Origin of the sequence: Catenulispora rubra, from assembly GCF_015356825.1 — a bacterium.
In the GTDB taxonomy this organism is placed as follows: Bacteria; Actinomycetota; Actinomycetes; order Streptomycetales; family Catenulisporaceae; genus Catenulispora; species Catenulispora rubra.
In genome coordinates, this window is record NZ_JAACYW010000302.1 from 1 (window position 1) to 13,750 (window position 13,750).

The following is a 13,750-nucleotide window of genomic DNA, read 5'->3' on the forward strand; positions in this document are numbered from 1 at the left end:
TCTGATCGGCCAGGGCGGGATGGGGCGGGTGTGGCGCGGCTACGACGCCAACCTCGACCGGGTGGTCGCCGTCAAGGAACTGACGATTCCGGACGGCATCGCGGCCGACGAACGGGCTGAGCTCGTCGAGCGGGCTGTCCGGGAGGCGCGGGTCGCCGCCCGGCTGCGGCACCACGGCGTCATCACCGTGCACGACGTCGTGCAGGACGGCGGTGTCCCGTGGATCGTCATGGAGCTCGTCCCCGGGGGATCGCTGGCCGGGGAGATCGCCGACCACGGCGCGTTGCCGTGGCGCCGGGCCGCCGAGATCGGAGCGGTCGTCGCCGACGCGCTCCGGCACGCGCACGACGCCGGCATCGTCCACCGCGATCTCAAGCCGGAGAACGTGCTGCTCGCCGGGTCGCGCGTGGTCATCGCCGACTTCGGGATCGCCCGCGTTCTGGAGTCCGCCACCCATCTGACGCGTACCGGCATGACGCTCGGCACGCCGCACTACATGGCGCCCGAATTGCTCGAAGGCCAGGAGGCCACCGCCGCCGTCGACATGTGGTCGCTCGGCGCGATGCTGTACACGCTGGTCGAAGGGCGGCAGCCGTTCGACGCGCCGACGCTCACGGCCCTCTACACCGCGATCCTCATGAAGGCCCCCGAGCCCGCGGCCAACGCCGGACCGCTGGCCCCGCTGCTGGACCGGCTGCTGGACAAGGACCCTGCGAAGCGGCCCGATGCCGCCGAGGCCGCCGAGATGCTTCGATCCGCCGCCGCGGGGTCAGCCCCTTCGCCGGTCGAGGCCGCACGCCAGGCCGTACCGGAAACGGCCGTCGCAACACAGGTGCCACCAGTGCCACCAGTGCCGCCAGTGCCGCACTCAGGGCTGTCTGCGTCGGGCAACCCGCCGGCACTCCACCCGTTGTTCGCGTGCGGGCCAGGGCAAAGGATCGAACGCGCCTGGCTGATCCCGGTCGCCGGTCGCGGCGAGCCGTCAGTCGCGGTCTACCTCCAGGGCAAGGACGACCTGTACGGCTCCTGGTCGCAGGCGACGCTCCACGTCCCGCCCGCCGCGGACCGCAACAGCCGGCTGCTCGAGTTGGTGCCGACCCGGGACGACGCCATGCTGACGCTCGGTCCGGGACTGACCTCCTTCACCGCCGCCCTGACCGTGGACCGCGCCCAGGACCGCCAGGTCCTGACCATCGCTGATCTGGTGAACAACGCGGTGAGCCCCACCGCGTTGAGCCCGCTGCCCCGCCGGATCGAGCGCTTCACGGCCGGCACCGTCTTCCGCACGTCCGGCCGTCTCGGCATCGCGGTAACAGGACCCGGCATCACACCAGTCGCCCGCGTCGGCAACGGCGAGTGGCGCAAGCTGCCCGGCGGCTTCCAACCGACGCGGCTGGCCTCCGCCGCCGGCTCCGTCGTCATCGGCTGGCACGGCGACGCCCGCGCCTCCGGCGCCAAAGCCGTCGCCTGGAACGCCGAGTCCTGCCGGACGCTGTACACGTTCGATGACCGTCACGTCGTCACCGGCGTGGCGGTATCGCAGTCCGGATCCCTCGTCGCCGCCACCAGCGCGGCCAGCATCGGCATCTACCGTCCCGCCACCGGCGAGGAGCTGGCGCGCTTGCCACTCACCGGCGGCGATGCCCTGCCCGGGCAAGGCATCGCGCTCCTCGACGACTCCGCGGGGCAGCCGACGGTGACGCACGTCCACGGCCAGAGCATCCGGCTGTGGGACGTGAGCACCCGCGAACTGCTGGCCGAGCTACCGCCGCCGAACGAGCCGATCCTCGCCGCCGCCCTCGTGCGGATCGGAGCGGCCCGGGCGGTCGTCTTCGCGACAACGTTCCGGGTCGCGGCGGTGGAGTTCCCTGCTGGGATCTGATCGACGGACCGATTCAGCGTCCCAAGAGTCCGGGACGACGCCTGCTGCACTGGCCTGCCGATACAGTTCCTCGGCCTCCGCCTCGCACCGGGCCGTCTCCGTGCAGCCAGGTCCGCAGTTTGGCGGCCTCTTCGGAGGACGCCGTGTACATCGCGGCGCACGTAGGCCTGCAAGGACGGGGCCGCCGCCCCGGGGCCGCCGGTCGTGCCCAGCCACGCGGCGGCGCCTCCCGTGATGCCGATCGCCGCTGCCGGCCGGCGGACGCGTCGACTACGGCAGCACCGGTGCGCTCCGGTTGTCGAAGAAGTTCGACTGCCCGGCCGCGCCCACCATGTTCGCCAGGCTCGCCGCCGCGGCGGCCGGTACGACTCCGGTGTCGCCGTTCACCACCACCTGGTTGATCGCGCCGGCCTCGGTACGCGCGTAGTCCGCCTCCGGCCCGGGGATCGTCGAGTTCGCCGACAGCAGCAGCGGACCGGCACTGGCGCCGACCAGCGCTCCCCCGGCCAGTGCGTCCGGCCAGTTGGAACCGGTCGCAAGTCCCACGACGTGTGGTGCGTTCCCTGCGGTGAAGAAGGTTTGGGCGACAGCGGCGGCGGTCGCGAACCGATCGGCGCCGGCTACGGACTGCACCTTGTCGGCCGGGAACCGGGACCGCAGCGCGGCGACCCCCTGGTCCCCGATCCCGACCAGCTGCGTGAACGGGCCGACGTGGGATGCCAGATACGCGGCGGTCGCCGAAGGCAGCACCCTGTCATTCGAGAGCAACACCACGGTCTGGGGCGTGGAGGCCGCAGCCGCCCCGGCGGCCAGGGCATCCGGGAAGTTGTTGCCGGTGGCGACCAGGATCCGATCCGGGGCTTGGGTGATCGCACCGGCGATCGCAGCAGCGGTGGCATACCGATCGGGCCCGGCGAGCCGGCGCACCTGGTACCCGAGACCGTTGATCTGCGTCAACTGGTCGCCGGGGGCGCCAGCCTCAGCGTGACGGGCAAGGATGACGTGACCTTGCTGGAATGGGCCTTGCTACAGCAGAGCAAGCGCGCCCTGACCACCCTGCTCGACGCGGGCGCCGATCCGTCCCAGCCGGGCATCGGCGGGGACACGGTGCTGCACCTGGCCGCCAAGGTCGACGACCCGAGCTATCTCAGGCTTCTGCTGGAGCACGGCGCCGACCCGAACGCCCCCAACGGGACCACGCAGGCGCCACCCCTGGACGCCGCGCTGATGAACGCCACGGACGACGCGTTCGACCTGCTGCTCGCGCACCACGCCGACCCGAACCGACCCGACCGGGTGGGCAACACTCCCCTGCACGTGTCCGCAGAAGTCCACAAGACCCAGTGCATCCTGCAACTACTCCAGGAAGGCGCGGATCCCACTCTGCGCAACAGCCACGGCGACACCTTCCAGGCCTACTTCAACATCCTGCCGGCGGGCGGACTGAACGCGGCGGGCCTGGCGCAGCACGACGCCGTGCATCAGTGGCTGCGCGCTCATGGCGTACCGGTCGAGGGGGATGAGGGTTCGTAAGGGCTTGTGCTTACCCGTCACCAGCCGGTGGCCCTGGCAGCCCGCACGATCAGGTCCTCGGTCTGGTCGGGGTGCGAGACCATGACCGCGTGCGAGGCGCCGGGGATGACGACCGTGTGGGAGCCCGCGCGCTTGGCCATGTACTTCTCGGTCGCGGCCGGGATCGCCTGGTCGGCTCCGGCGACCAGGTACCACGACGGGATGGTCTTCCAGGCCGGGGCGCCGCTGGCACCCTGGAGGGCGGCCAGCGCCACCGGACGCTGTTCGGCCGCCATCAGATCGGCTGTCGCCGCCGGAAGGTCCGCGGCGAACACGGCGTGGAACTTCGTCTCGTCGACGTAGCCGTCCGCGCCGCCTCCGCCGGCGTCCGTGTACGGCCGGACGACCAGCGCCGCGCCGAGCTGGCTGCCGGGGTTCATCCCGGTCAGCTGCAACGCGCTCTCGCCCTGGTCCGGAGCGAAGGCGGCGATGTAGACCAGGGCTTTGACGTTCGCGTGGCCGACGGCGGCGTCGGTGATGACCTCGCCGCCGTAGGAGTGACCGACCAGGATGACCGGCCCCGGGATGGTGCTCAGGATGCTGGAGACGTAGGCCGCGTCGTTGTCGAGGCCGCGCAGCGGGTTGGCCGCGGCGATCACCGGATAGCCGTCGTGTTCCAGACGAGTGATGACCCCGTTCCAGCTGGAGGAGTCGGCGAAGGCGCCGTGGACGAGGACGACGGTGGGCTTGGGCCCGTGGTGCGTCGACGCAGCGGCAACAGCGGGTGCCTGCGACGGCGCCGCCGAGGCCGCGGCGACGGCCGGTACGGCAAGGACCACTGCGGCGAGCACAGCCGGGATCGTCGCGCGCTTGCGGGTCGCAGAGTACTTACGCTCCGGGTACGGGTTTTGAGGCATGGACAGGCCCTTCTCGTGTAGCAGTTCTCGGACGAGCGCGGGATCAGGCGGTCGGCGGCGGACCGGCGACCTTGACGTGGAAGTCGTCTGCGGAGGCGAGGATGCTCCCGATATCGAAAGCGGCAGGAGCCTCATCAAGCCGGGTGGCCGGAGTGCCGTTGGCGCTGAACCACTGCTCCACGCGCGACGGGCCGAAGACCACGGCCAGGCGTGCGCTCTCCGAACGCACCAAGTAGCTGTGCGGCACGCCGCGCGGCCCGTGCGCGATCTGCCCGGCGTGCAGGTCCTGCCGCTGGTCGGCGACGAAGAAGGAGACCTCGCCGTCCAGCACGAACCAGATCTCGTCCTCATCCTCGTGGATGTGCCGCGGCGGCGCGTGGCCGGCCGTGTCGAGGAACTCCATGACGCTCAGCGTTCCGCCGGTCCGGCTGTCGGGCACCAGGATCCGGGCCCGTCCGCCGAGGAACCAGAACGGCTCCGACTCGGCACCGGGGAACGTGTCGTCGGGGAACGGCTGGATCATCATTTCCTCCCCAGGAAGTCGAGCAGGATGTGGGCCATCTCGGCGGGGTGTTCCTCGTACATCCAGTGGCCGGAGTCCGGCACGACGACGCCGGTGACGTGCTCGGCGTACTTGCGAACCTGATCGGGCACGAAGCTGCCGAGGCTCCCCGACGCCCCGATCGCCAGCACCGGCATGGTGAGCTTGGTCTTCTGGTACACGGCGTCGTTGGCCATGTCCTGCGGCAGAGCGCGGAACCACTGGAAGCTCGCCTCCAGGTGCGCCGGGTCCTTCAGATAGCCGGAGAACACCGCGATGTCGTTCGCCGTGACGGCGCCCTTGACGACTTCGAGGTCGTCGATGAACTTGCCCGTCCACAGCTCCTCCCGGCCGCTGATGAGCTGTTCGGGCAGGCCGTTGGTGAGCGCGAAGAACCCGAAGTGCCAGGCACCGGGGCCGTCGGCGGTCAGCGACGCGAACGTGTAGATGCTCGGGTCCGGGATCGGCGCCTCGCTGAGCACGAGCTTGGCGACGTCCCGCGGATAGGCGGCGGCGTAGGAGTAGGCCACCATCGTGCCGATGTCGTGGCCGACCAGCCGGATGTCCTTGTCGTGCCCGATCTCGGCGAGCAGACCGTGGATGTCAGCCGCGAGGTCCTTCTTGTCGTAGCCGGTGGCCGGGGCGTCGCTGCGGCCCGCGCCGGGAAGGTCGGGGGCGATGACGGTGTAGTGCTGCGCGAGCGTCGGCAGGACCTCCCGCCACTCGTACCAGGTCTGCGGATATCCGTGCAGCAGAACGAGAGTCGGTCCGTGACCGCCGATCACGTAGTCGATGCCGATCGCACCGACCTTGGTCTTGTGCTCGCTGAACCCGGCCGGCATCTGCTCGGCGGAAGCGGCGGTGGCAGTGGCAGTGGCAGATGACGCCGTCGTGGCGTGTGCCGCCCCGGGGCTGACCGTGACGGCCGCGAGCCCGATGGCCGAGGCCACCGCGAAGGCGAGCATGGCGCCGGGCCGGAAGACGGCCCGGAAAACGGCATGGAGGTGTCGCACAGGGGACTCCAAAGGTGGGAGACGTGCCTTACAGGGTGCTGACCAGGCCGCCGTCGATGACGAAGTCGGACCCGGTGATGTTGGCGGCGCGGTCGCTCGCCAGGAACAGGACGAGGTCCGCGACCTCCTCGGGGTGCGTGAAGCGGCCCGTCGGGGCGTCGCCCGCGGCCTGCGCGGCGACGTCCCGGGCGGTGGCGCCGGTGGCCTGCGCGACCTTGGCCGCGACACCGTCGTCGGCCAGCCACAACCCGGTGCTGACCGGTCCGGGACTGACGGTGTTGACCCGGATCCCGCGCGGCCCGACCTGCTTGGACAGCGACTTGCAGAAGTTGGACAGCGCGGCCTTGGCTGCGCTGTAGTCGATGACGAGCGGGTCGGGCAGGAAGGCGTTGACCGAGCTCACGGTGACGACGGCTCCCGCGCGGCGCTCCAGCAGGTGGGGAAGCGCGGCCCGCGTGGTGCGCACGGCGGCCAGGAAGTTGACCGCCAGCGTCGCGTCCCAGTCCTCGTCGGTCACCGCCAGGAAGCCGTCCGTCCGCGGATGGACCGCTCCGACGTTGTTGACCAGGATGTCCAGGCCGCCGTGGGCACGGACGGCCGCGGCGACGAGCAGGGCCGGGCCGTCCGGCGCGGCGAGGTCCGCCTCGACCGCCAGGACCTCGCCGCCGGCCGCGAGCGCCTTCAGTTCAGGGGTGATCTCCCGCGCGCCGGCGACCACCCGCGCGCCTTCGGCGACCAGCGCCCGGGTGACGGCCAGTCCGATGCCGCGGCTGGCGCCGGTGACGATCGCGGTCTTGCCGGTCAGATGCATGTCCATGTCAGGGCCTTCCGCTCACAGGGCCTTCTCCTCACAGCGCCTTCTCCCCACATCGCCTTCCGCTCACAGGCCCTGCTGCCGCAGCCACCGCAGCGCCGTGTCGGCGACCTCGCGCCAGCCGCTGTCGATGGTCAGCGAGTGCCCCCGGTCGGGGAAGTCGGTGATGTCGGTGACCGCCTCCGAGTGCCGGTACTGCTTGAGCGTGGCCCGGGTGACGGCCTCGGGCACGGTGTGGTCCTTGCCGCCGGTCATCAGCAGCAGCGGCCCCCGCATCTCGTTGGCGGTGTCCACCTTGGCCGGCGAGTGCGGGTTGAAGTTGGCGGCGGCGGCCTCGAACAGCGGCTTGCCGGGCGCGGGGATCGACCACTGCTCGTACAGCGTGTTCGACTCCTCCGGGGAGACGGCGTTCCCGAACGCGAAGCGGAACTGCTCGGCGGTGAGGGAGACCGCCTTGTGTTTGTTGCCGGGGTTCTTGAACACCGGCAGCGTCGCGCGCAGCGCGGACAACGGCAGCGGGAGCACGCCCTTGATCTGCGCGGCGTCGATCGCCACGGCGGCCGCGGCCAGGTTCTGGCCGAGCAGCTTCTGGGCGATCATGCCGCCGAAGGAGTGGCCGACCAGGATGGGCAGGACCGGCAGTTCCCCGATGATCGCCGCGTAGTGCTCGACGACGTCGTCGATGCCGTGGTCGGCGATGCTCTCGGGGTTGGCGCGGGCCTCCTCGACGGTGTCGGGGTCGCCCGGCCAGCCGGGCGCGGAGGGGGCGTACCCCTCCTGCTGGAACAGGTCGATCCAGGGCTCCCAGGACGTGGCGTGCAACCACAGTCCGTGGATGAAGATGACGGGGGTCGGTGTCGTCATGGCGACCTCTCGATGCGGCTGGTCCCGGGGCGGATGGTCGGTGCTGGACCAGCTCAACACGCGGGTGGCGGCCTTCGTACTGGGGACGGACCCCAGTCCTGACAGAGAGTGCGGCTTGCACCCCGGGTGGTCGAGGCGTCAGGCGGCGGCCTCATGCGGTGGATTCGAGTCCTGTCTCGCCCAGCACGGACGCGATCTGCCTCCGTGAGGAGATGTCCAGCTTGCGGAACACCTTGTTGAGATGGAACTCGACGGTCGAGGTCGTGACGAACAGCCGGGACGCGATCTCGGTGTTGGTCAGGCCGGACGCGGCCAGCGACGCGACCCGCTGTTCCTGCGGAGTGAGGTCCAGCCGGGTCTCGACGGTGCGCTTGCGGGCCTTCTCGCCGGTGGCGAGCAGTTCGGCCCGGGCTCGCTCGGCGAACGGCGCCGCACCCCAGGTTTCGAAGGACTCGTAGGCGGCGCGCAGCTGGACTCGCGCCTCGGAGCGGCGCCTGCGGCGGCGCAGCCACTCCCCGAAGAGCAGACGCGACCAGGCGAGCTCCACCGCCACCGGAGCCTTTCCGAGCAGATCGATCGACTCCTGGTAGGACTCCTCGGCGTCGTCGCCCTCGGCCATCAGGGCTCGGCAGCGGGCCAGCGACCCCAGTGCCCACGGTGTTCCGGCCAGCGTCGCGCGCTCCTCCATACGTTCCAGGGCCACCGCCGCCACGGCCCGATCGCCGGCCCGGACACCGGCCTCGACGACGAGGGGCAGCAGGAAGTTGCAGTACGGAAGGGTGTCTTCGACAAACGGGGGCAGCAGGTGGCCGAGCGCCTCCCGATGACGGCTGCGGCCGATGTCGAAGACTGCCAGTGCGTGGGCGGCGAGCCGGTTCTGGGATCCCAGCCCGCAGCTCTTGGCCAGATCACGCATGACGCCGGTCGCGGCGCGCAGTTTGTGCTCCTGACCCGTCCAGGCGTACAGCAGTATCCTGTTCATCTCCCCGCCGCCGGCATAGCCGGTCGCGGTGGAGTAGTCGTCCGCCTCCGCGTAGTAGGCCTCGGCCGCGGCGAACCGGCCCTCGGACATCTCGGTGGTCGCGAGAACGATCAGTGCGAGGGTGAGCCCGTAGAGTGCGCCCGCGCTCCGGTCGACGGCCGCGAGCCGCCCGACGATCTCGCGTTTGGCTTCGATGTCCCACAGTTCGTCGGCGGCCATGGTGACCATCACGCTGAAGGGACTGTTCAGCTCCCTGAGCTCAGCGGAGTCGCACAGCCGCCGCAGCGCGTCGCGAATGGCCGGGACACCCACCGGGTGACCGACGGCGATGAGGCGCGCCAGCCCCAGCATCAGGGGATCCGGGCTCCAGGACGGCGGGGCCGGATCGCGCCGGGCGCCGACGGTCGCCTCGGCGACCTGCTTGAGGGTCGTGCCGACGAGCAGGCTTCCGCCCACCAGCGCCGCGTGCGTCGCCTCGTGCAGCAGCTCCCAGCTCATCGCGGGCTCGGCGTCGCCGAGTTCGGCCACCGCGTCCAGGAGCAGAGCCGGCACGGTGGCGACGCGGATGTGAAGCATCTCCACCGACGCCCGGATCCGCGTCGCCCGGGCGCGCGCCGAGCCGGTGAGATCGGGGGTGGCGAGGTCGAGCAGGGCCTGCGTCGCCGTCGCGTCGCCGGAGGTGAGGCTGGCGGCCGCCGCGTTCAGGAAGCGTTCGGCGCGTCGGGCGGGGTCCGTGGTGAGTTCGGCGGCGCGGGACAGGAACACCGCCTGCTCGGAATACCCGCCTCTAGATCGGGGTCGCTCAGAGGCGGCCTCCAGGTGCGCGGCCACCTCGTCGTCGGTGCCGTCGGTTGCTTCCGCGCGATGCCAGGCGCGGCGGTCGGGCGCGCTCGTGGACGCGAGTACCGCGTGTACCCTCCGGCGCTCGGCGGAAGATGCCGCCGAATAGACGGCGGAACGGATCAAGGGGTGCCGGAACTCGACGGTCCTGGCATGGTCCAAGACCCCTGCGGCCACCGCCGGCAGGGCAGCTCGGAACGACAGCCCGAGGGCACCCGCGGCCCGCCACAGCGTCGCCCGGTCGTCGGCGGGCGTCGTGGCCACCAGCAGCAGCAGGCTGCGGGTGTCGTCGGGCAGGGCCATGACCGACCGCTGGAAGTGCCACTCCAGCATCGAGTTCACCGGCAGCGGCTCCGGCAGCGGGGCCACGCCGGCCAGCTGCTCGGCGCCCAGATGCCCGGCGAGTTCCAGCAGGGCCAGCGGATTGCCGCCGGTCCCGGCGACGATCTGGTCGGTGACCGCCTGGTTCAGGAACCCGTCGACGGCGGAGGCGAGCAGGGTCCCCGCCTCCTCGGCGGGCAGCCCTTCGACGGGCACGGTCGTGAGGGCTTCGAGCAGAACGAGCTGTGCGGCGCCGTCGCGGGCGGCGAAGACCAGGCCCAGCGCGTCCGCGTGCAGCCGGCGGGCGACGAACGCGAGCGTCTCGGCCGACTCCCGGTCCAGCCAGTGCACATCGTCGACGAGGCACAGCATCGGCCGCTCGGAGGCGACGTCGGCCAGGAGCGTCAACGCCGCCAGCCCGACCAGGTAGCGGTCGGAGGGCACCGCCTCGGCGACGCCGAACGCCCCGTTCAGCGCGTCGCGCTGGCGCTGTGGCAGAACGCTGAGTCTGGTCAGGAAGGGGCGGAGCAGGCGGTGGAGCGCGCCGTAGGCCAGCCGGGTCTCCGATTCCACACCGACCAGCCGGACGACGGAGACATCGCCGGCCGCCACCGCCGCCTCGGCCGCGTATTCCAACAACCGGGTCTTGCCGACCCCGGGCTCGCCGGTCAGGACCAGGACTCCGCTCAGGCCTTCGCGCACCGCTTCCAGCAGCCGGCCTATCTCCTCGCGTTCAGCGTGTCGACCGACCATCGGCCGCTCGGAAGTGGGCTGGACAGGCCGCCACACCATGGGATCCGTCCCCCTCTCCGCGACGTTGCTACGCAGCAGACGCTAGGTCGCGCGTGGCGGTAGGCGCGAGCGTCACGTGACGGTGTTCAAACAGGCGAGCGAGCGTCACGTGACGGTGTTGACGGCAGGCGGACGAGCGTCACGTCGCGGTGTTCATCGCCGGGGCGCCGACCACGGTTCGCAGTTCGGCGCGGGAGACGACACCGAGTTTGGGGAAGATGCGATGCAGGTGCGAGCTGACCGTGCGGTGCGACAGGTACAGCCTTTGTCCGATCTCGCGGTTGGTGAGGCCTTCGGCCGCCAGCTGGACGATCTGCAGTTCGTGGGGCGTCAGCCGGTCGCGGGCGTCCGGGTCCCGGCGGCGGCTGGTCTCGCCGGCCGCGCGCAGCTCGCGGCGGGCCTTCTCGCCCCAGGGGATGGCGCCGAGCGCGTCGAACATGTCGCGGGCGGTGCGCAGGTGTTCTCGGGAGTCCACGCTGCGGCGCCGGCGCCGCAGCCACTCCCCGTAGGCCAGGTGGGTTCGTGCCCTGATCAGCGGCCACGCGGCGAGATCGGCACGGAGCGCGGCCTCGAACAGGGCCCCGGCGGCACCGTCGTCGGCCAGCAGCGCGCGGGCCAGGCGCAGGTCCGCGTGCAGTACCGGGGCCGGGGTCACGGCCGCCACCGTCTCCAGATCCGCCACGATCGGCGTGACGTCTACGGCGCGGCCGCAGTGCGTCGCCGCGTCGACGAGGTCACCGACGGTGGTCAGCCGCAGTGCGATCTGATAGGCGGGATCGGCAGGATCGTGCAGCCTGCGCAAGTGGCCGAAGGCCTCCTCGAACTTGCCCGCGCCCAGCGCGGCCAGGCCGCGCGCCGCGACGGCGGTCGCGAGCACCGGACGCGCGCCGACCGGCAGGCCGATCCGCTCGGCCTCGTCGGCCAGGCGCTGTGACTCCTCCTCCTCGCCGCGCAGTGCGGCGAGCTTCGCCGCGGTCGCCGTCATCAGCGCGTACATCATCGTCTGCCCCGTCTCGCGCGCGAGACGGCGGGACTCCTCGGTCGCCGAGATCGCCGCGCCGAGGTCTCCGACGACGAGCGCGCTCCACGCGTCCGCGCCGACCGTCCGGGCGAGCAGGCCGAGCCGGCCCTGGGAGCGCAGCTGCGCGCTGCCGACCGCCGCGAAGGCGCGCGCCAGGTCGAACCCGCCGACGAGCAGCATCGCGGTGCTGAGCATCCGATAGGCGCGGCCGTCGTCGCCCTGCCCGGGCGCCACTCGGCGCGCCCGGTCCAGGACGAACGCGCCGCGCTCGATCGGGGCGGCGTAGGCGCAGATGGCCAGGCGCCACGGATCGAGTTCGTCCAGTTCCAACTGCTCGACGGCTTCCAGAACCCTTCGACGTCCTTCCGTTCCCGGGTCGGACCAGAAGCACGACTGCGCCGCGCTCCACAGGATCCGCAGGGCCAGCATCGGATCGTCCGCGGCCACTTCCAGGGCCAGTGCCGTCAGCGATGTGGCGCCGGATGAGTGTCCGCGCAGTCCTTCGTCGAAGCTGTCTCGGAGCCACACCGCGGTCGCGTGCTGCCGTGACGACAGCGGCCCGGTCACCGCTTGCTCCAGCAGCCGGTCCACCGTCTGCGGCCGGCCGAGTTCCACCGCGAAGTCGGCGGCGCGCAGCAGGCGTTCGGCGCGGTGCCCGGGGTTCTCGCTGAGCGCGGCGGCTTGCTCCAGGGCGGTGACCGCGGCTGAGATCGCGCCGCGACGGACGGCACGGTCGGCGGCGTCCTGCAGGGCGGCGGCGACGGTTTCGTCCGGGACGGTCAGCGCGGCGGCCAGGTGCCGCACGCGGCGGTCCGGCTGGCCGTCCAGCACCTTCGCGAGCGCCTCGTGCGCGGCCTGGCGCCGGGCGGCCGGCATGACCTGTCGGATCGCCGAGCGCATCAGCGGATGCCCGAACCGCAGCTCGGAGCCCACCACGGTGATCAGCTGGGCCCGGAGGGCCGGTTCGAGATCGGCGGGCCCGGCGGCGGCTCCGGTGAGCAGCAGCGTCGCGCCGAAGATCTCCGACAGGGACGAGCCCTCGTCGAGGGCTGCGACCTGGAGCAGGCTCTCGGTGTTCGGCGGCAGGGTCCTGAGACGGCCGGTGAACGCGCGCTCGAGCCGCTCGGTGAGCGGCAGGCGTGCGTCGTGCGGGTCGGCGGTGACTGCGACGGCGCGCGACAGTTCGGTCAACGCCAGGGGGTTGCCGGCCGCCTCGCTGAGCACGCGCAGGCGCGCCGCCGGTGACAGGTCCGGACCCGCGGCGGAGAGCAGCTCGGCCGCCTCGTCATCCGGCAGCGGTTCGAGGGCCAGTGTGGTGAGTTCGTCCGGGTTCAGCTGCGCTCCGTAGCCGTCCCGCGCGGCACCCACCATCATCACCGGCTCGGCCGCCACCCGCCGCGCCACGAAAGCCAGGGTGCTGACGGTGGCGTCGTCGAGCCAGTGCACGTCGTCGGCCAGCACCAGAATCGGCGCGACAGCCGCGGCCTCGGCGATGAGGTCGAGGGTCGCCAGGCCGACCAGGAAGACGTCCGGCACCTTGGCCTCCTCCCGCCCGAGCGCGGCCTGCAAAGCAGAGCGCTGCGGCGCGGCCAGGTGCGCCATCTCCGCGATGAGCGGACGCAGCAGCTGCTGAAGGCCCGCGTACGGAAGGCCGTTCTCGACTTCGACGCCGACCGTCCGCAGCACCCGGAATCCCAGTTCCTCGGCGGCGACGGCGGCTTCGGCCAAAAGCGCCGACTTCCCGATGCCCGGCGCACCACGGACCAGCACCGCGCTCCCCCGGTGTCTGGTATCAGCCAGCATGCCGCGCAGCAGTCCGAGCTGTTCGCCCCGGCCGATGAGCTCCACGCGCCCTCCCCTTCGACCGGGTCCGCCGGACCGGCGTGCCTGGAAGTCAAAGGTACTGCGCTTCCCGCGGGAAGATCACGCCGATCGGCTGGGGTGCTCTCGCGGTGCGAGCGCTTCGCGAGGGATGCGAACCTGACTGCGCCGGCTTCTGCCGGTCCGCCGATCCGCCGATCCGCCGATCCGCCGAAGGGAGAACCTTTCGAGGTTCCCGTACGCCGACCGCCTGACTGCAGGCACCCAGATGAGGTCAACGAGGCGCTGCTGACCTTTCTCGAGGAGTAGAGGGTAGAGCGCGGCGGTTTCCGCAGATGCTGTCGGGCCAGCGGACGGTTCGACGGGGTCCTGGGCGACTGATAGGCCTCCTGCTCTATGTGTGGGTGCTGGTGGTGGTGCTGGTGGCGGG

10 protein-coding genes are annotated in these 13,750 nt (G+C 71.7%); 2 read left to right on the top strand and 8 right to left on the bottom strand.

Going from position 1 to position 13,750, the window contains the following annotated elements:
* Window positions 1-1,882 (top strand): serine/threonine-protein kinase (locus tag GWK61_RS45325; RefSeq protein WP_194918861.1); only part of this gene is annotated, 1,882 nt, incomplete at its 5' end.
* A 270-nt stretch (window positions 1,883-2,152) separates the two neighbouring features.
* Here the strand turns inward: GWK61_RS45325 and GWK61_RS45330 are convergent.
* Entirely contained in the window at window positions 2,153-2,839 is a 687-nt protein-coding gene (locus GWK61_RS45330; protein WP_194918863.1) for a cell wall-binding repeat-containing protein, read from the bottom strand.
* Window positions 2,840-2,884: 45 nt separating this feature from the next.
* On the opposite strand from GWK61_RS45330, the gene GWK61_RS45335 reads away from it, so the two are divergent.
* On the top strand, window positions 2,885-3,415 hold the full coding sequence (locus GWK61_RS45335) for an ankyrin repeat domain-containing protein (RefSeq protein WP_194918866.1): 531 nt from the start codon (window positions 2,885-2,887) through the stop codon (window positions 3,413-3,415).
* 17 nt (window positions 3,416-3,432) lie between these two features.
* On the opposite strand, the gene GWK61_RS45340 is transcribed toward GWK61_RS45335, so the two are convergent.
* From GWK61_RS45340 to GWK61_RS60180, 7 genes are all read right to left on the bottom strand, one after another.
* A complete protein-coding gene (locus GWK61_RS45340; protein WP_194918868.1) occupies window positions 3,433-4,311 on the bottom strand; it encodes an alpha/beta fold hydrolase in 879 nt (292 codons plus the stop codon).
* Between the two features lie 43 nt (window positions 4,312-4,354).
* Window positions 4,355-4,834 (bottom strand): cupin domain-containing protein, encoded by a 480-nt coding sequence (locus tag GWK61_RS45345; RefSeq protein WP_194918870.1) that lies wholly within the window; start codon window positions 4,832-4,834, stop codon window positions 4,355-4,357.
* The gene (locus tag GWK61_RS45350) at window positions 4,834-5,865 is read right to left on the bottom strand and encodes an alpha/beta fold hydrolase (RefSeq protein ID WP_194918872.1); all 1,032 of its coding nucleotides are present in this window, start codon (window positions 5,863-5,865) and stop codon (window positions 4,834-4,836) included. Before GWK61_RS45350 ends, GWK61_RS45345 begins: the two co-directional genes overlap by 1 nt.
* Before the next feature lie 28 nt (window positions 5,866-5,893).
* A complete protein-coding gene (locus tag GWK61_RS45355) occupies window positions 5,894-6,682 on the bottom strand; it encodes an oxidoreductase (protein ID WP_194918874.1) in 789 nt (262 codons plus the stop codon).
* A gap of 63 nt (window positions 6,683-6,745) precedes the next feature.
* Window positions 6,746-7,543: an alpha/beta hydrolase gene (locus GWK61_RS45360; protein WP_194918876.1), complete on the bottom strand. Its 798-nt coding sequence runs from the start codon at window positions 7,541-7,543 to the stop codon at window positions 6,746-6,748.
* Window positions 7,544-7,694: 151 nt separating this feature from the next.
* Window positions 7,695-10,439 (bottom strand): helix-turn-helix transcriptional regulator, encoded by a 2,745-nt coding sequence (locus GWK61_RS45365; protein WP_228564015.1) that lies wholly within the window; start codon window positions 10,437-10,439, stop codon window positions 7,695-7,697.
* 178 nt (window positions 10,440-10,617) lie between these two features.
* Complete coding sequence (locus tag GWK61_RS60180; protein WP_194918881.1) at window positions 10,618-13,347, bottom strand: ATP-binding protein; 2,730 nt, start codon at window positions 13,345-13,347, stop codon at window positions 10,618-10,620.
* Between the last annotated feature and the right edge of the window lie 403 nt (window positions 13,348-13,750).

Coding starts and splice junctions, on each gene's coding strand:
- GWK61_RS45345 (WP_194918870.1), bottom strand. CDS start 4,834: ATGATCCAGCCGTTCCCCGACGACACGTTCCCCGGTGCCGAGTCGGAG.
- GWK61_RS45355 (WP_194918874.1), bottom strand. CDS start 6,682: ATGGACATGCATCTGACCGGCAAGACCGCGATCGTCACCGGCGCCAGC.
- GWK61_RS45340 (WP_194918868.1), bottom strand. CDS start 4,311: ATGCCTCAAAACCCGTACCCGGAGCGTAAGTACTCTGCGACCCGCAAG.
- GWK61_RS45365 (WP_228564015.1), bottom strand. CDS start 10,439: ATGGTCGGTCGACACGCTGAACGCGAGGAGATAGGCCGGCTGCTGGAA.
- GWK61_RS45360 (WP_194918876.1), bottom strand. CDS start 7,543: ATGACGACACCGACCCCCGTCATCTTCATCCACGGACTGTGGTTGCAC.